The sequence below is a fragment of the Parvibium lacunae genome, from assembly GCF_003335215.1.
Lineage (GTDB): Bacteria > Pseudomonadota > Gammaproteobacteria > Burkholderiales > Burkholderiaceae_D > Parvibium > Parvibium lacunae.
In genome coordinates, this window is sequence record NZ_QPGB01000002.1 from 572,863 (window position 1) to 590,770 (window position 17,908).

Consider the following 17,908-nt stretch of genomic DNA (forward strand, 5'->3'; position numbering starts at 1 on the left):
TGCGCCATGATAGGCCGCATTGTTGAAGTGGCTGATGATCGTCGGCATTTGTTTATGTCGCGCGGTTTTATGGTGGTGCAAGAAACCGAAGGGGAACGCAAAGAACTCGGCCAAGTCCCGCTAGATGATATTGCCGCTGTGATTGCCAATGCACACGGCCTGAGCTACACCAATAACCTCTTGGTGGCGCTCGCCGAGCGCGGGGCGCCCTTTGTGCTGTGCGCCGCCAACCACAATGCGGTCGGCATGCTGTTGCCCATACAAGGCAACCACTATCAAGCCAAACGGATTGAAGCACAAATTGCCGCCAGCCAGCCCACACATAAACGCTTATGGGCGGCACTGGTACGGAGCAAACTCGAACAACAAGCCGCCGCGCTTGAAGCCGCAGGCCGCCCCACCGCACCACTCAATCAGCTTGCAGGCAAAGTAAAAAGTGGCGACCCTGAAAACCTTGAAGCGCATGGCGCACGCAAATACTGGGGACTACTGTTTGGCGAAGATTTCCGGCGCGATCAAGAAGCCACAGGTGCGCATAGCGGCCTGAATAGCTTGCTCAATTACGGCTATACAGTGTTACGTGCCGCCACCGCCCGCGCCGTGGTCGCGGCAGGTTTGCACCCCAGCATCGGGCTACACCACAGCAACGACAGCAATGCCATGCGTCTGGTGGATGATGTGATGGAACCCTTCCGCCCCGTGATTGATTTAAAAGTATGGCAGCTACACAGCCAAGGCGAAAGCTACATCACCCCTGACACTAAGCGGGCACTGGTGCGCACCCTGTATGACGATATGCAAACGCCCAGCGGGGCCACGCCCGTGATGGTGTGTTTACAAAAACTGGCAGTCTCCATTGCCCAAGTGTATTTAGGCGAAAAAGAAAAGCCCGACCTGCCCCTGCAAGGCCTACCGCTGATGCTGGCCAGTAGCTTGCGGGATGATTAACCATGCTAACGGGGTATCGACTCATGTGGATGGTGGTGATGTTTGATTTACCCGTTATCACCAAGGCTGAACGCAAAGCCGCTACCGACTTCAGAAACACCCTGCTCGATTTGGGTTTTGAAATGAGCCAGTTCAGCGTATACATGCGCTTTTGCACCAGCTACGCCCAAGTAGATACCTATTGCAGACAGGTGGAAATGGCCTTGCCAGAAGGTGGAAAAGTCAACATACTGCAATTTACCGATAAACAGTATGAGCGGATTGTGACTTTTCACGGTAAAGCTAAACAACCCGCCAAAAAATCCCCCGATCAATTTGACCTTTTCTAAATATGCCGCTCATTTTCATGGCCCATAAAGCGAAAAACCCCTTGAATAATCAAGGGGTTATCGCACTGCGAGTTTAAATCATTGAGATATGCGCACTAGCCGGAACCGGCGCGTAGCTTGGGTGCGCGATGTACAAAGTTTAAATCATTGAGATATGCGCACTAGCCGGAACCATCCAGACCCGCACGTCGTCAGAAGTTGTAGTTTAAATCATTGAGATATGCGCACTAGCCGGAACTGGTTTGATGCGATACTTATTGACTTTATGAGTTTAAATCATTGAGATATGCGCACTAGCCGGAACACAAAAAAATCAAAGTGGCAAATCTGCATAAGTTTAAATCATTGAGATATGCGCACTAGCCGGAACCAAAATCCACGGCTGGGTAATACTCAGGGGAGTTTAAATCATTGAGATATGCGCACTAGCCGGAACCGGAACTCGCTAAGGAACTCGACCTGTCTCAGTTTAAATCATTGAGATATGCGCACTAGCCGGAACGCATTCGGGCATTGCCTCCAGCTTGACTACAGTTTAAATCATTGAGATATGCGCACTAGCCGGAACTTATATCTGTTTGTGAGCAGTTAGCTTTAAAGTTTAAATCATTGAGATATGCGCACTAGCCGGAACATACTCTCTTTACTCTCGACTTTAATCTTGAGTTTAAATCATTGAGATATGCGCACTAGCCGGAACCGACGTGTTTGATGTGTACGCAAACCGTCAAGTTTAAATCATTGAGATATGCGCACTAGCCGGAACTGCAAGCTGGTTAACAATATTTGCAATTTGAGTTTAAATCATTGAGATATGCGCACTAGCCGGAACCGCTGACTATGGAACAAGTTGCAGGTAAGCAGTTTAAATCATTGAGATATGCGCACTAGCCGGAACCAGTCAAGCAACGAGGTTGCTGGAAATACCAGTTTAAATCATTGAGATATGCGCACTAGCCGGAACCAATGCTGAAGCCATTACAGCAGATAAATCAGTTTAAATCATTGAGATATGCGCACTAGCCGGAACTTAGCTCAAGCAATTGCGACTTATACAGAAAGTTTAAATCATTGAGATATGCGCACTAGCCGGAACTCTGGCATGTCTGACGTGGCAATTGGTTGAAGTTTAAATCATTGAGATATGCGCACTAGCCGGAACTGGTTTGATGCGATACTCATTGACTTTATGAGTTTAAATCATTGAGATATGCGCACTAGCCGGAACTTTCCTGTATGCAATCCACCGCCTCCGCCCAGTTTAAATCATTGAGATATGCGCACTAGCCGGAACACAAGTCACCGATGTACGCACGATTACCCAAGTTTAAATCATTGAGATATGCGCACTAGCCGGAACTAATCGTCTTTAATGTAAGGCGTTAAAACGAGTTTAAATCATTGAGATATGCGCACTAGCCGGAACGACTGGATTAAATTGGTTACGCTTGGCCACAGTTTAAATCATTGAGATATGCGCACTAGCCGGAACAGTGAACATTGTCACTGGAATGTGGGCTGAAGTTTAAATCATTGAGATATGCGCACTAGCCGGAACGATGCATCTACGGACAACTGGGACAAGTGGAGTTTAAATCATTGAGATATGCGCACTAGCCGGAACAAATGTATGCGCCGTACCGCTATTGATGCCAGTTTAAATCATTGAGATATGCGCACTAGCCGGAACCTTACCCGCCCGCAAGACAATCTTTCTTTGAGTTTAAATCATTGAGATATGCGCACTAGCCGGAACCTAATCCCGCCATTTAACGCCTCATCCAGAAGTTTAAATCATTGAGATATGCGCACTAGCCGGAACTGTAAATCCCGCATGCTCAAAAGCAGCTAAAGTTTAAATCATTGAGATATGCGCACTAGCCGGAACGGGCGCTTTGGATAAGCCGCTAAAGTCACTAGTTTAAATCATTGAGATATGCGCACTAGCCGGAACGGTATGCCTGAAATTCCTAATTTGTTTTGCAGTTTAAATCATTGAGATATGCGCACTAGCCGGAACTATCAATAGATGGTGTTTTACCGACGCTTGAGTTTAAATCATTGAGATATGCGCACTAGCCGGAACCGCAACGAAATGATGAACATTCACACTGAGAGTTTAAATCATTGAGATATGCGCACTAGCCGGAACTCAAAGGAGACGAGAAAGGCGCTTTCGGACAGTTTAAATCATTGAGATATGCGCACTAGCCGGAACGCTTGAGGTCCTGGAACGACAAAGCGTTTTAGTTTAAATCATTGAGATATGCGCACTAGCCGGAACAGATAAAGCTAAACCGTACTTTTCAATGCAGTTTAAATCATTGAGATATGCGCACTAGCCGGAACACTCTAGTTTCGGTTCTGGTTCTGGTTCTGGAGTTTAAATCATTGAGATATGCGCACTCATCAAGCGAATTTAAGCCTGATCACTTTTCTTGATCAACCCTGCCAATAGCTTATTGACGGGTTTATTTTTTTGGGTGCCGTTTCCTTTGCTATCGCGGGCGCTGGCTTGTTTTTGCTGGTTTTCAATTTTCTTGCCGCGCTGCTTTTGCATGTCGGTAAATTTCATGGCGGGTTCCTAGTCTGTCTTTGGCTGATCAGCCTTTATTGTACTGGATGGGGGCGCTGCGGCCGCTGTCGGCAAGCGCTGAATCTCTTGTCGCAGGGCGGCGATTTCGGCGTGCAGGGTACGCATGTTGTGGTGCAGCTCACGCTGGAGCTTTTTTTCATCTTCGCCAATCAGCAAAGCGGCGAAATAGGCAGTAACGACCGATAAAAACGTAAAGCCCGAAAGCACGGTAAACACAGCCAGCAAGCGCGCCGCATGGCTGGTAGGCACAATGTCGCCATAGCCCACTGTTGAGCCAGTGACAAAGGCGAGCCAGAGTCCATCCAGGTAGCTGGTTGCGGTTGGCTCTAGCCAATAAAAACCCAAGCCGGCGAGCAGCATGCCTGCTACGGCAAGTAACAAGATCAGGCTAATGCCACGCTGGGCCAACAGTTGCCGCACACACTGTAAGAGCGCCACAAACACGAGTAGCGAGTAAAGCACCCGAGCAGGCCAAAGCAAGCTATCGGGCAGGGGTAGCCAAAGCAGGGCCACCATGCCGCATGCGCCCAGCCAAAGCAGCCAGTTTAGGCCGTGCTGTTGCCACCAGCGATGCTGCCCCTGCGGCCAGTAGCCAGGGTAGAGTAAGCCTGTCCAGAGCAGGGCTTGCAGGCCATATAGGCTGGCGCCCAACAGTTCCAAGCGGGGGCTGGGTGGCGCGAGTAACAGATAAAACGCGGGCGTGGCTAATAGCAAGGCCAGTAAACGCGTTGCGATGTGTAACGGGGTGTGCTGGCTTGTCATAGGCGGTCAGGGTTGATCTAGCGCAATAGCATGCATGATGACGCGCAACCACCCGCTGTCCTTTGCGGTATATCAAATCCAAGCCTTACCCGGCAGCTAGCATGTAAGGGCACGATCTTGATAAGGAGCAGACCATGTTTAAGAAAATCTTAGTGCCCACCGATGGGTCCGAGCTGGCCGAAAAAGCCGTGCAAGGGGCAATTGCCTTTGCCCAAAGCACAGGCGCTGAAGTGGTGGGCTTAACGGTGATTGACCCTTACCCAACGCAAGGGGCGATTGAGTATGTGCCGGTGCAATCGTTTGATGTGTATTTGGCAAAAATGGAAGATGTCGCGCAAACACGCTTGCTTGCCGTAACCCAGCGTGCCCAAGCGGCACAGGTTAAAGCAACCACGGTGGTGAAAAAAACCTTCAGCCCCTATGAGGCGATTATTGAAACCGCCGAAGCGGAAGGCTGCGATGTGATCTTTATGGCCTCGCACGGGCGCTCTGGCGTCGGGGCGTTGTTACTGGGCAGTGAAACTCAAAAGGTGCTAGCGCATACCTCGCTGCCGGTGCTGGTTTACCGCTAGGGGGTGGCGTTGCCCGCAAGGCGCTGTTGGCAGCGTAAAATGCGGGCATGCATACTTATTTAATTGGTGATCTGCAAGGGTGTTGTGGCGATCTACAGCGCCTGCTCGACACCCTGACCTTTACAGCACAAGATTCGCTCTGGTGTGTGGGCGATTTGGTGAACCGTGGCCCCGCGTCACTGGCGACGCTGCGCCTGCTCAAAAGCTTGGGCGGCAGGGTGCAATGCGTGCTGGGTAACCATGACTTGCACTTACTGGCGGTGGCCGCGGGCGTGCGCCCGGCGAATGCGAGTGATACCTTGCAAGCGATTTTATCGGCACCCGACCGCGACGAGCTGCTCACATGGCTACGCCACCAGCCGCTTGCCCACTTGGGCGAGTGCTACGGCGAACGGTTGCTCATGGTGCATGCCGGGGTGTTGCCCAGTTGGTCGGTTGCCGACACCTTGGGCTATGCCGCCGAGGTCGCCAGCCTCTTGCGCGGGCCAGACTATGTCGATTTTTTGCGAGAAATGTATGGCAATACGCCAGCGCAATGGCAGCCTGATTTACGCGGTGCGGCACGCTGGCGAGCGATAGTCAATGCGCTAACCCGCTTGCGCTTTTGTCGGCCAACTGGCGAAATGGATTTCGCCACCAAAGAAGGCGCAGGCAGTGCTCCAGCGGGCTTCCTGCCTTGGTTTGAAGTCCCAGGGCGGGCCAGCGCGGACACTACAATCGTTTTCGGGCATTGGTCAACCCTGGGTCTGCGCAATGTGCCAGGCTTAATCGCGCTCGATACGGGCTGCGTTTGGGGGGGGCAGCTTACGGCTTGCCGCCCTAATGGCGATGTCACCAAACGACACTTTTTTCAGGTTTCGTGCGCCCAACATCAACGCCCGAGTTAGCCTAAAATAGGGCCAGCCCGTTTGCTGTGGGCACACTTACTATTTTTGGAGTTTAACTATGGCCAGCCTACCCTCGACCTTGAGTTTCCCCCGCCTGCACACCGCTACCGCGCTGAAGTATGCCGGCATCAGTTTTATTGCGGGGGCAGTTAACCACGGTTTCTTTTCGGAAAGCCGCTCCTTTGTCACCGCCGCCATCGGTATGGTGGCCTTTGTGTTGGGCACTTGGCTTGATCATCAGCATGGGGAAGAAAACGCCCGCTCGCTATTCCAGCAAATTTTGATTGGGGCGCTATTTTCAATCGGGCTTGGCTTTTTTACCGGCGGCTTGCAACATTTTCCTGACTCGCCAGGGCGCAGTCTGTGGGTCGTGCCCTTGGGCTTCACTGTCTCTATTTTTGCTTTGGCACAAATCCAGCAAATCCGCTGGCAGCGCCGCGCTTGGCTGTATGCCGTGCTGGCAAGTGCGGTGGTGTTGGCTGGCTCTTATGCAACGTATCGGGTCTATGCTGGCCACGCAGACGACCACAGCCACAGCCTGATTGGCGAGCCAGGGCAGGCCGCGAATGTGACGCATACGATGTCGATGGACATGAACGACACCATGCGTTTCAGCCACGATGACATTGAGGTTACGCAGGGCGATACGATCCGCTTTGTGATCCGCAACACAGGTAAATTGCCGCATGAGTTTGTGTTGGGCACGCGTGAGGAGCTTGCTGCCCACGCAAAAGAAATGGCTGAGCACGCGGCTCAAGGGCACGCTATGCCGCACGATGAACCGAATATGCTGAGTGTTGCGCCGGGCGAAACGAAAACGCTCATTTGGCAATTTACCCAACCCGGGGTGGTTGATTTCGCTTGTTTGATTGCAGGCCATTTCGAAGCCGGCATGAAAGGGCGCGTGGTGGTCAGAGCCAATCCTGCGCTACAGGCCAGCGGCGGGCATAGCCACGGTGGGCATAGCCACTAAAGCCTTATGCGTGGGGTTTGGTAGGCTCGTGGACGACGAAACCCGTTTGCGCCACAATCGCTTCCTGCGCAGCATGAGCCAGCTCATGGCGTGAGCTGGCGCTGGCAAAGGGGGGCAGCACATCCAGCCGTGCCGTCAGGCCCCCTTGGCTGGCCGCGCCCCACATGGCGCACATGGTTTGCCACATGGTGATTTGGCCGGAATAATCCACCGCCTTGGCGAGCTGGCCCTGTGCGTTGAAGTAGCGCAGGGCCACAGGCACCAGCGGCACGCCAGCATCAAGTGCGGGTTGTAGCAAGTTGGCATGGAAGGGTAAGAGGTGCATGCCGTTCGTGGTGGTTCCCTCTGGAAAACAGGCAATCCGCGCCCCTTGCTGCAATAGGTGACGGGTTTTCTCATTCACTGCCCGCACCGCATGTCGTTTACCCCGTTCTATAAAAATGGTGCCGGTGCGGGCACAGAGATAGCCAATCACTGGCCAGCGCGCAATGTCGGCTTTGGCAATGAAGTAAACCGGCCGGAAGCTGTTCAGGACGTAAATATCAATCCAGGAAATATGATTGAGCACCAGCAATGCGCCGCCGGGCGGCAATGCTTCGGGGTGATTAACCTGCAAGCGGATGCTGAAGATTCGCAAAATATGCCGCGACCACCAACGCACAAGGCTAAGCCGGGCTGACTCTGGGAGCAGGGGGAAGCCAAAGGTCACCAGAAATAAACCTAGCATCAATAACCCGAGTAGCTGTGTTAAACCAGACAAGCGCCGGAGGAAAATACGCATTGGGTTGGCCTCGGGTTAGTGCTGCTTGCGCTGAAACACGATTCGACCTTCTACCAGCGTATGGGTGACACGGCCCTGCAATTCGTAACCCAAAAATGGCGTATTACGCCCCTGGCTGACAAGCTCACTGGGCTGCACGGTCCAACTGGCGTGGGGATCAAAAATACAAATATCAGCCCGTGCCCCAAGTTGCAAAGTGCCCGCAGGCAAACCGAGTATGCGCGCTGCCTGATGGGTAATGGGTGCGAGGGCAGTGGCCCAGGCAGCCGGGCCTTGCTGCGCTTGGCTGCCCCACTTCAGGCTAAGCGGCAGGAGCAGCTCTAACCCCGTGGCGCCCGCTTCGGCTTCGCCAAAAGGCAGGGCTTTTTGGTCGTCATCTACGGGGGTGTGGTCGGAGCAAATGGCATCAATGGTGCCATCGCGCAGACCGGCATGAATGGCATCACGATCCCGCTGTTCGCGCAGTGGTGGCATGAGCTTGGCTTGGGGGTCAAAGTAGCCAATATCCATATCGGTCAAATGCACATGGTGAATGCCAACATCGGCGGTGACGGGCAGGCCTTCGGCCTTAGCCCGGCGCACGAGCTCAATGCCAGCGGCCGATGATAAACGGCATAAGTGAACACGCGCCTGGGTTTGCCGAATCAGCTCAAACAAGGTGTGCAGGGCAATCGTTTCAGCGCTAACTGGAATGCCCGACAAGCCCATGCGGCTGGCAAGCGCGCCGGCGTGGGCGACCCCGCCGTGTGCTAGGGTGGCTTCTTGGGGCCTGAGCCAAACCGGGTAGTCGAAGGTTTTGGCATATTGCAGCGCGCGTTGCAACACTTGTAAATCACCCAGGGGCGCATCGGCATGCGAAAACGCTTTACAACCGGCTTCGGTGAGCTCGGCCATTTCGGTGAGTTGTTTGCCTTGCAACCCAACAGTGAGCGCCCCCACCGGGTAAACCTGCGCTTGCGCCAGCTGTTGGGTGCGGTGTTTGAGCATTTCAACCAAGCCGGGTTCATCGAGTACGGGATCAGTATCAGGGGGGCAAGCCAGGCTGGTCACACCACCGGCGACGGCGGCTTGCATTTCGGATTCGAGGGTAGCGCGATATTCTTGCCCAGGCTCACGCAAGCGGGCCGCCAAGTCAACCAAGCCAGGGGCGACCACTTGGCCTTGCGCATCGATCACGAGGTCAGCGTGAAAGCCGGCTGGCGCCGCGCCATGTGCGGCAATTTTACCGTTGGCCAGATAGAGATCATGTTGCGCACAGAGGGGTTGCGAGGGATCAATGACCCAGCCATTTTTAATCTGAACATTCATCTTGTCTGTCTCCACGCTTCTAGCGGCAAGTGTTGGTCTTGAGAGGCTTTAAGTATTGGTATTGCCCGCCAAAATGCTCATTACCGCCATGCGGCAGGCAATGCCAAACGTGACTTGCGGCAAAATCACGGATTGCGGGCCATCGGCCACCGCCGAGTCGATCTCAACCCCACGATTCATCGGGCCAGGGTGCATCACGATTGCGTCTGGTTTGGCGAGGGCGAGTTTTTCGGGGGTGAGGCCATAGTGTTTGAAATATTCGCCCGCCGAGGGCAGCAAGGCACCGCGCATGCGTTCGTGTTGTAGCCGCAGCATGATGATTACATCAACATCGCGCAGCCCAGCGGCCATGTCGGTGTAGAGGTGAACCCCCATGCTGGTTAGGGTACTCGGCACCAGGGTACGCGGGCCAATCGCGCGGATTTCCGGCACCCCGAGCGTGGTTAAGGCATGAATATCAGAGCGCGCCACCCGAGAATGCAGAATGTCGCCGACAATCGCCACGCGCAGTTGAGTGAAGTCTTTTTTGTAGTGGCGTATGGTGTACATGTCGAGCAAACCTTGCGTGGGGTGCGCGTGCCGCCCATCGCCTGCATTGATAACATGAATATGCTGCTGGCCGGTTTTATTGAGATGCTGAGCGATCATGAATGGCGCGCCACTCTGGCTATGCCGAACCACAAAGGTATCGGCTTGCATGGCCGCCAGGTTATCAATGGTGTCGAGTAGGGATTCACCTTTCGCGGTGCTAGAGGTGCTGACATCGAGATTCACCACATCGGCCGACAGGCGCTTGGCCGCGATTTCAAAGGTGGTGCGGGTGCGCGTGGAGTTCTCGAAAAAGAGGTTAAACACCGATTGCCCGCGCAACAGCGGAACATTTTTAACTTCACGCTGGTTAACCGTCAGGAAGGAAGCCGCGGTATCGAGTATCTGTAGCAGAATCCTTTTGGGTAGCCCTTCTAGGGTGAGCAGGTGCGTCAACTCGCCAGCTTGATTGAGTTGGGGGTGTTTCATGCGGCATCCTCTAAGGTGAGGGTGAAAGTGTATTCAGGTGAGCGCGCCAGCACCAGGCTCTGCTGGGGTTGCAAGGCCATCCGCGCACCAGCCAATTCGGCGTGGATAGGGAGCTGATGGCCGCCACGATCGACCAGTACCGCTAGGGTGACAGAGGCGGGACGACCGTAATCAAAAATTTCATTCAAAACACCACGCACCGTCCGCCCGGTGTAGAGCACGTCATCAATCAGAATCAGGTGTTTGTCCGCAGTGCTAAATGGGAGATACGAGGGCTGAACATTCGGCCTTAAGCCACGGGCTTTGAGGTCATCGCGGTAAAAGGCACTGTCAATTTTACCGATCTCGGCATCAAGCGGGAAGCTTGCGCGTAGGTCTTGATGAAGCCGTTCTGCCAACCACACGCCACCCGTATGGATCCCAATCAGCCCGATCTGCTGATGTGCCTGATCTTCTCTGCTAGGCATGCTCTCCAGGCGCGCCTGGAGGTTGTGGCTAAGCTGGGTTTTCAGATTGTCGTATAGCGATTCGGCATCAAGTAAGGTGACGTTTTTCATGGAAAAATTGTTCCAGTAGTAAACAGGCAGCATGAGCATCAACATGCTTGGCGGTGGTGTCGGCACAGACCGAGCTGTAGCGTTCATCGACACAACTCACCGGTAAGCCAAAACGACCCGACAGTTGGCGGGCAAATTTGTCTGCGCGTGCAGTCATTTCGTGAGCAGTTCCATCCGGGTAGAGCGGCCGGCCAACGATCAAGTGGTTGGGCTGCCACTCGCGGAGCAAGGCTTCGATGCGCGCGAATCGGACCTGATTGGCCTCGGTGGCAATAATTTCTAAGGGCTGGGCACTGTGAGTCAGGCTGTTGCCCACTGCGACGCCAATCCGGGCAGTGCCAAAATCAAATGCCAGGTAAGTCTGTGCGACTGGCGCAGCGCGCTCACTGGAAGCAGGTATGGCCACATCGCCAATCGCCATTAGGCGTGCCCCGCTTGGCTAGAGAGCATCAGTGGGTCAATGCCTAGCAGCCGGTAAGCGGCTGCCAAACGCTGTTCGGTGGAGGTCGCAAAAAGTAACTGGCTGGCTTGCTCAGCATTCACGGGCACGGTAAGCCAGGCGTTTTGCGCAATTTCAGCTTCCAGTTGCCCCGCGCTCCAACCGGCATAACCGAGGGTGACCAGCATTTCTTCTGGGCCATACCCTGTGGGTAAGGCTTCTAATATATCTTTTGAGGTGGTCAGCCCAATATCGTCGTCAATCACCAGGGTCGAGCTCCAGCGCCCAACCGGACGATGCAGGACAAACCCACGCTCAGACTGCACGGGCCCACCGATCAATACTGGCGTATCACGCAAAGGCGCGATCTCCAGTTTCAAACCGATTTTGTCGAATAACGTCCCCAGTTTTAGGTCGCCGGGGTGGTTAATCATGACCCCTAATGCGCCACGCGCATCATGCTCACACAAGTAGATGACACTGCCTGCAAACTGTGAGTCTTGCATGTCTGGCATCGCAATCAAGAGGTGGCGACTGAAGGAGCTGAAAGGAACCTCCGGCTGGTCAAGATCCGGACGCGGTAAATCAAATGAGGGAGAGGTAAGGAACTTGGTATTCATAAGGCTTATTTTAACCATTCTGGCTCCCGCTATTGTCTGCCAGCAATAAAAAAGCGCCACAGAAAGGGCGCTTTTTTAGGGTGGGCGTGCCGAACTGTTTAGGCATGGACGACTTTGGGTTTACGGTCTCCCACAAATTCGCCAATGTGTTGCAACAGCTCGGGCTCCTGGTAAGGCTTACCCAGGTAAACATTCACCCCAATAGATAGGGCATAGTTACGATGCTTCTCGGCGGTGCGCGAGGTAATCATGATGATAGGCACATTTTTCAGGCGCTCATCACTGCGAATGTTACGGGTTAGGTCAAAGCCATCCATACGCGGCATTTCAATGTCCACCAACATGACATCGGGCGTACTCTCTTGAACTTGCTGTAGCGCGTCCACCCCGTCTTTGGCTAACAGGACTTGATAGCCCTCACGCTGTAAGAGTCGCTGTGTGACGCGACGAACGGTGAGAGAATCATCGACAACCATGATGGTAGGAACGGTGTTGAGCCCCTGCACTTTGGTCGTCGCACTATTCTGCTGTACCTCTGCAATCGCGCCGGGCGCGGCCACGGAACCATCGGGTTGAACCTGCAGTAAGGTCGGGTTGACGGCGTGTGCCTGACTACGCTCCGCAAGTTGCACCGGGTTGAGAATCAAGACAATTTCTCCAGACCCCATGACGGTCGCGCCGGCAACCCCTGGCACGCGGGCCACTTGTGGGCCAATATTTTTCACCACCGCTTCTTGGTTACCGACGATTTCATCGACATGCAAGGCAAGGCGCTGGATGCCGGAACGCAGAATAATCAGGGGAGAGTAACGCTGCGCCATGGGATGTTGGGCTAAGTCACCCAACAGCGTGGCTAGATAACGTACCGCGACTTTTTCACCCAGCCATTCAACGACGCCGGCGTTATAGGCATTTGCCAATGCTTGTGGCTTGAGCTGTTGAACCTGCTCGACGAGCACGGAAGGCAGCGCATAGACTTTTTCACCCACACGCACGAGCACCACTTGAGTGACCGCGAGCGTGAGTGGCAAGTGAATCGTAAAGCGGGCGCCAGCCCCGACGGTGAAATCGAGGCCAACCCGACCACCGAGTTCTGCAGCTTCAAATTTGACGACATCCATCCCCACGCCACGACCTGCGAGTTCGGTGACTTCGCTGGCGGTTGAGAACCCGGGCGTGAAAATGAAATCGGCGGCTTCACGGTCAGTAATGTCGCGCTCTTCGGTGAGCAAGCCCAGTGTAAGAGCGCGTTCGCGAATTCTGCCTACATTGAGACCAGCCCCGTCGTCGATGAAGGTGAGCACCACTTCGCCACCTTCTTGACGCACTTCGATTTGCAATTCGCCGGTTTCTGCTTTCCCTGCTGCGACGCGATCAGCGCGGCTTTCAATGCCATGCACCACCGCATTACGCAAGAGATGCTCAAAGGGGCCAACCATGCGTTCCAGCACCCCACGATCCAATTCAACGTTACCGCCACGAATATCGAGGTTTACGCGCTTATCAAGTTCTTTCGCCGCTTGCCGAACCACACGATACAAACGCTCAGCAATCGAGCCGAATTGCACCATGCGAACGCTCATCAGGTCTTGCTGGAGTTCACGCGCATTGCGGGCTTGCACTAACAGGCCTTCTTGCGCTTTATCGACCCCTTTAACCAAGTTTTGCTGAATCGTCGCGACGTCATTCACGGATTCGGCCATCATCCGCGTTAACTCTTGGAAGCGGGTGAAGCGATCAAACTCCAAGGGGTCGAATTGGCCTTCACGCTCGCGCACGAAACTCAATTGTGATTGCATTTGAGATTCGGCTTGAATCTCAATTTCACGCAATTGACTGCGCAAGCGGCTGACGTTTTCGGTCAAGTCAGTTAAGGCACCGCGTAAGGTATTGACTTCGTTTTCAACCCGCGAGCGAGCAATACTGACCTCACCCGCCTGGTTCACCAGCCGATCAAGCAGATCAGCGCGCACCCGCACTTGGGGTTGTAATGCAGTACCAGCGGTTGCAGCAACGGGCGCACGCGCGGCAGGTGTCAGACCAGCAAAGCTCTGCGGCGATAGGACCGGCGTGAGTGCAACGGTTTCTGCTGTGAGTGGCGACACATTTGCATCATTCGCCGCAACTGGGGCTACGGGTGCATCAAGCTCTATAAGGTCTGCGAGTGGCGCAGCTTGCTCTTGTGTCACTGTGTTCGTTGCAGCGGGATGTTGGAGCTGCTCAAACAAATGTAGGGTTTGATCGTGCGCGCTCAGCAAGTCGTCAATGATACCCGGGGGGATGTTCGCTAAACCAGATACAGATTCAACGCGGGTTTCGATATCATGGATGAGTTGCCCCAGGCGCATCGCGCCTGCCATGCGGGCGCTGCCTTTGACGGTGTGTAATTGACGCAAGAGTGACTGAGGATATTGGCCTTGATTAGGCTGTGCCTGCCATGCGCGCAGCGTCGCACCGATCTCTGGCAGGTAGTCGTTGGCTTCCTCCACAAACACGACCAACAACTCTGGATCTATATCATCTTGAATTTCGTCAGGCAGTTTGATTTCTGCCAATGTCGCCGCAGCAGGTAGTGGTGCGCTGAGCGCTGGCTCACTAAGGCTTTCTGCGGTATCGGGTTCGGGCGTAGACGCAGTCGACACACTTTCAACACCCGGCGCAGGCAGCGGAGCAGTCTGCTCAAGATGGGCCGCCGCTAATAGATCAATGGCGGATTCACCGCTGTCGACCACTACCGCACTGATTTCATCAGCTGCTTGGGCCGACTCTTCAGCCCGGCGTGCTGCCGATTTCTCTATTTCAGCCTGCAGGCTATTGGTTTTTTGGCTTGCTTGCTCATGTAATTCGGTGCGCCACTGCCGCAAAGATTCCAGCAAGGCGACAGGCGTTGGGGGAAGCACCCCGGCAGAAAACTGTTGCAGCATGGCCCGGATTTCATCGAGGATCACCGCATAGCGTTGATGCTCTGTGGGTGTAGGTCGCAGGTCTTGCTGCGCAACAAGTGCCAAGCAATCTTCAAAGGTTGCAGCAACACTGCGTAGGTCTTTGAAACCCACTGTTGCAGCGATCCCCGCCAGGGAGTGAACACTGCGCTGCGCGAGGAACGAGGGGCTGCGGTCTTCGTGGCGCCACTCAGCAAAATCGCGCTCAATCTGACGAACCAAGTCATCGGCTTCAGTCAGGAAAATATTGTAGAGCGGCGCACTAACGGGCATGTCACCCACATAAACCGTATCATCTTTCGGCACAGACGCAGGCTCAGGCGGGACGAGAGAAATAATCTCAGCCACTGGAGGAGGCACGGTCTCAGCAGGCAGATCCGCCGGCTCGGACTCGGTTTCCGTAGAATCCAGGCTGGGCACAGTGGCATCAAGCAAGGGGTCTTCGGCGTGGGGCTCGACAGTCTCCAGTGCGCCCAGTGCTAAGGCCTCTAGGGGTTCCTCAAGCAGGGGGAGCGCTAGATTGGCAGCGCTATCTTGCTCCGCGAGCGTGGGCAGTGTCGCTTCTAGCGGGATGTCAAAACGAATTTCTTCTACGACGGCTTCCGGCACCAAGGGGTCTAGCGCTAAGACATCTATCTCTTGGCTCTCTGCTGGGCTGTCTGCTGTGGCTAACACGGTAGCGGATTGCGCTAATGGCTCCCCGGCACGGACACGGCGGGCCAATTCAATCAGGGCATCCGGTGTTTGTGCAGACTGGCCATTGTGTTGCTGCAAATCCCGCACCCAATCTGCCAGTGCTTGCTGAGCTTGACTGATCATCGCCAACAAATCTGGGGTTGCTGCGCGACGATCGGCCAACCAGGCATTCATTGTTTGCTCTAACGCCCATGCTGCTTCGCCAAAAGGATTTAACCCCACCATCCGGCTCGACCCCTTGAGGGTATGAAAACCACGCCGAATCAGGATGAGTTGCTCCTGATCCGTCGGCGTCTTCTCACACACTTGATGGGCCTGAGAAATGGTTTCTAACACCTCCTCTGCCTCACCCAGAAAGATTTCTAGCAGTTCAGCATCGATTTCAGTTTGTGAGGTGGGAATGCTGGGCATAGGGACTGCATGGGCAACACTGGATTCAATGACTCCAACCAAACCTTTTGGGGTAATCGTCGGTGGTGGCGACGCTTGCGTAAGGGTAAGCAGCGCATCGGTGATTGCTGCGGTTGACTCGGCAATGTCAGCAACGAGCGGCGTGATATCAGCCGGTGGCGCAACCTGAACGGGACTATCGGCGACGAACGCGAGTTCGTCATCCGAAGCTGACACCGCGCCCGCAGACGATGTCAGTGAGTCAAAAGGGACAGGATTGGCTGGTAGGGTAAACTTGTAGCGGGCAGAATCATATTCGTAGGCTTGATTCACCGACTCAGGATGATGCAGGATACTTTCAGTCAGGAAGCCGAGTGCGCCGTATGCTTGCGCAAAGTTTTCTAATACGGCTTGCGGTGGCACCTCGGCTTGCTCGACGAATCCCTGCAATTGTTGTTGTAACTGGCGGGCTAAATCGACCGCTGCGGGTTGACCGAGCACACTGAACGCACCAATCACTTGGTTTAGGCCATTCTGGCATTGGCTAAGGGGGTCACGCTGCGTTGTATCGCGGAAGTAGTTGTCGATGAGCTTCTCGTTTTCACTCAAAGCATGTTGAATCTCGCGGGCGACGCCAATCAATGACACGCGCTCCTGAGCGCGTCGCGAAATGTCGCTCAACCATTCCAGCTCATCGGCCACGGGCTGACCCGCAGCAACAGCCTGAACATGCTGCGCCAATTTCTCTGCCCGTGTATCCAACTGTGGATCGTGTTGCGTGGCCGCTGTCTCGAGAAATAATAAGGCAGTCGCCACATCCAGGCCGAGCGCATCAGAAGGGCTGCTGTGCGCCTGCAAGAGCTGAGTTGCAACGTTCTGCAGGGTTTCGGTAAGTTGAGCAACACCAGGATGTTGCATAGTTTGGGCCACTTTTTGCAAGCCAGTCATCTCATCGCCAAAGGCTTTGATTTCTGCTTGACCGCCCCCAACCACACGATTCCATGTTTGTTTCGCGGTTTCTAAGCGATCATGAAACTGGCTGGCAAGCTGCGCATCTGTCTTGCTATAACGCACATTCTCGAAATCTTCTGGAACGATGCCTTGTAGCCGATACATCGCTTTAACCTCGTCAACCAGTGGGTGACGGGCATTAGAACGCGCAACAAAAAATAAGGTGTCTTTCAGCAGACGCTCGGCTACGGGTGCAGCCTCGTCCAAGAGACGCCGCATCTGTAAATTAATGCGGGCACACAGACGCTGTACATTCAGATCAGTAGGGAGCGCATTTTCCTGCAGCGCTTGCAGGAAGGCTTTGGTGACCCACCAGAAAGTGCGCTGCGCTGAAGCCCGTTGCGTTTCTTCGATCGCGCTCACGGCCGCGAGCATCTGCTCAATCGCCTCCGTATTGTGCTTGTCGCGTAAAAAGTGCAGTAGCGCACGCTCGAATAACGCGCGCTCACGCGCTAACAAATCAGGGGTGAGTGAAACACCGCCCTCTTGCTTCGGGGGGCGCAAACTCAAATCAGGGAAAAACAAATCGGCGGGGTGAATCCGATCTGCTCCACGCGCAACCAGCAAGTCCCGAAAATAGGGAAACAAACGTAGCGGGTGGTGACTGCCCCCATGCTGTAATTCATCCAGATAATCCAAAATCGCGGCAAAGGCTTGCTCGATAGCCTGTTGCGCAGCATCGGTGCAGCTTTCTGGGTTGGTTTCAAATTGCTCGTATAGGTGTTCTACCTCTTCGGTGAGAATCGATACGCCGTCAACGCCAACAATTTGCAAAGCCCCATGCGCCTGGTGCAATCCTGTACGCGCAACGCGTAACTGCGCGGTATCGCCTTGTGCCCGAAAAGCCTGCAATGCTTGGCTGGAATGGCTCAGACATTGGCGTATCTCACCTAACACCCATCCTAATGAGCTAGTATCAATGCTGGAACTCATGGTATTGCTGCCGTATTGTTCGGTCATTGTTTTTTCCTTTGCTGGTCAGGCGCATGCTGACCAGCTGCTTAAGGGGGTCATTCACCAAGATAGCATGACGACCCGATTACGCCACAGCACGTGTTGTCAGTTCAGAGTGACAGCGCT

The 17,908-nt window shown here is 54.3% G+C and carries 14 protein-coding genes and 1 CRISPR repeat array; of the genes, 5 read left to right on the forward strand and 9 right to left on the reverse strand.

Annotated features, from left to right (window positions below):
* Positions 1–6: 6 nt before the first annotated feature.
* Together cas1 and cas2 are read left to right on the forward strand one after the other, a co-directional pair.
* Positions 7–948, forward strand: a complete 942-nt coding sequence (gene cas1, locus DU000_RS06820) for a type II CRISPR-associated endonuclease Cas1 (RefSeq protein WP_114402599.1) — start codon at positions 7–9, stop codon at positions 946–948.
* 2 nt (positions 949–950) lie between these two features.
* A complete protein-coding gene (cas2, locus tag DU000_RS06825; RefSeq protein WP_114402600.1) occupies positions 951–1,277 on the forward strand; it encodes a CRISPR-associated endonuclease Cas2 in 327 nt (108 codons plus the stop codon).
* Between the two features lie 70 nt (positions 1,278–1,347).
* A CRISPR array of direct repeats spans positions 1,348–3,626; the repeat unit is 36 nt; unit sequence AGTTTAAATCATTGAGATATGCGCACTAGCCGGAAC.
* Between the two features lie 70 nt (positions 3,627–3,696).
* Here the strand turns inward: cas2 and DU000_RS12720 are convergent.
* Both DU000_RS12720 and DU000_RS12955 read right to left on the reverse strand, forming a co-directional pair.
* A complete protein-coding gene (locus DU000_RS12720) occupies positions 3,697–3,852 on the reverse strand; it encodes a hypothetical protein (protein WP_158529652.1) in 156 nt (51 codons plus the stop codon).
* A 9-nt stretch (positions 3,853–3,861) separates the two neighbouring features.
* A complete protein-coding gene (locus DU000_RS12955) occupies positions 3,862–4,635 on the reverse strand; it encodes a potassium channel family protein (protein ID WP_240001821.1) in 774 nt (257 codons plus the stop codon).
* 134 nt (positions 4,636–4,769) lie between these two features.
* Between DU000_RS12955 and DU000_RS06835 the strand changes: the two genes are divergently transcribed.
* The 3 genes from DU000_RS06835 to DU000_RS06845 are packed head-to-tail and all read left to right on the forward strand — an operon-like array spanning position 4,770 to position 7,067.
* On the forward strand, positions 4,770–5,207 hold the full coding sequence (locus DU000_RS06835; protein WP_114402601.1) for a universal stress protein: 438 nt from the start codon (positions 4,770–4,772) through the stop codon (positions 5,205–5,207).
* Between the two features lie 47 nt (positions 5,208–5,254).
* Positions 5,255–6,094, forward strand: coding sequence for a symmetrical bis(5'-nucleosyl)-tetraphosphatase (locus DU000_RS06840; protein ID WP_114402602.1), 840 nt, complete (start codon positions 5,255–5,257; stop codon positions 6,092–6,094).
* Between the two features lie 58 nt (positions 6,095–6,152).
* On the forward strand, positions 6,153–7,067 hold the full coding sequence (locus DU000_RS06845; RefSeq protein WP_205074026.1) for a cupredoxin domain-containing protein: 915 nt from the start codon (positions 6,153–6,155) through the stop codon (positions 7,065–7,067).
* A 4-nt stretch (positions 7,068–7,071) separates the two neighbouring features.
* On the opposite strand, the gene DU000_RS06850 is transcribed toward DU000_RS06845, so the two are convergent.
* The 7 genes from DU000_RS06850 to DU000_RS06880 all read right to left on the reverse strand — a co-directional run bounded on the left by DU000_RS06850 (position 7,072) and on the right by DU000_RS06880 (position 17,788).
* A complete protein-coding gene (locus tag DU000_RS06850) occupies positions 7,072–7,848 on the reverse strand; it encodes a lysophospholipid acyltransferase family protein (protein WP_114402603.1) in 777 nt (258 codons plus the stop codon).
* 15 nt (positions 7,849–7,863) lie between these two features.
* Entirely contained in the window at positions 7,864–9,156 is a 1,293-nt protein-coding gene (locus DU000_RS06855; protein ID WP_114402604.1) for a dihydroorotase, read from the reverse strand.
* Between the two features lie 48 nt (positions 9,157–9,204).
* Entirely contained in the window at positions 9,205–10,173 is a 969-nt protein-coding gene (locus DU000_RS06860) for an aspartate carbamoyltransferase catalytic subunit (protein WP_114402605.1), read from the reverse strand.
* Positions 10,170–10,730 (reverse strand): bifunctional pyr operon transcriptional regulator/uracil phosphoribosyltransferase PyrR, encoded by a 561-nt coding sequence (pyrR, locus tag DU000_RS06865; RefSeq protein WP_114402606.1) that lies wholly within the window; start codon positions 10,728–10,730, stop codon positions 10,170–10,172. Before pyrR ends, DU000_RS06860 begins: the two co-directional genes overlap by 4 nt.
* On the reverse strand, positions 10,708–11,151 hold the full coding sequence (gene ruvX / locus DU000_RS06870; RefSeq protein WP_114402607.1) for a Holliday junction resolvase RuvX: 444 nt from the start codon (positions 11,149–11,151) through the stop codon (positions 10,708–10,710). The genes pyrR and ruvX overlap by 23 nt, the downstream gene beginning before the upstream one ends.
* The gene (locus tag DU000_RS06875) at positions 11,151–11,789 is read right to left on the reverse strand and encodes a YqgE/AlgH family protein (RefSeq protein ID WP_114402608.1); all 639 of its coding nucleotides are present in this window, start codon (positions 11,787–11,789) and stop codon (positions 11,151–11,153) included. Before DU000_RS06875 ends, ruvX begins: the two co-directional genes overlap by 1 nt.
* Positions 11,790–11,887: 98 nt before the next feature.
* Entirely contained in the window at positions 11,888–17,788 is a 5,901-nt protein-coding gene (locus tag DU000_RS06880) for a hybrid sensor histidine kinase/response regulator (RefSeq protein WP_114402609.1), read from the reverse strand.
* Between the last annotated feature and the right edge of the window lie 120 nt (positions 17,789–17,908).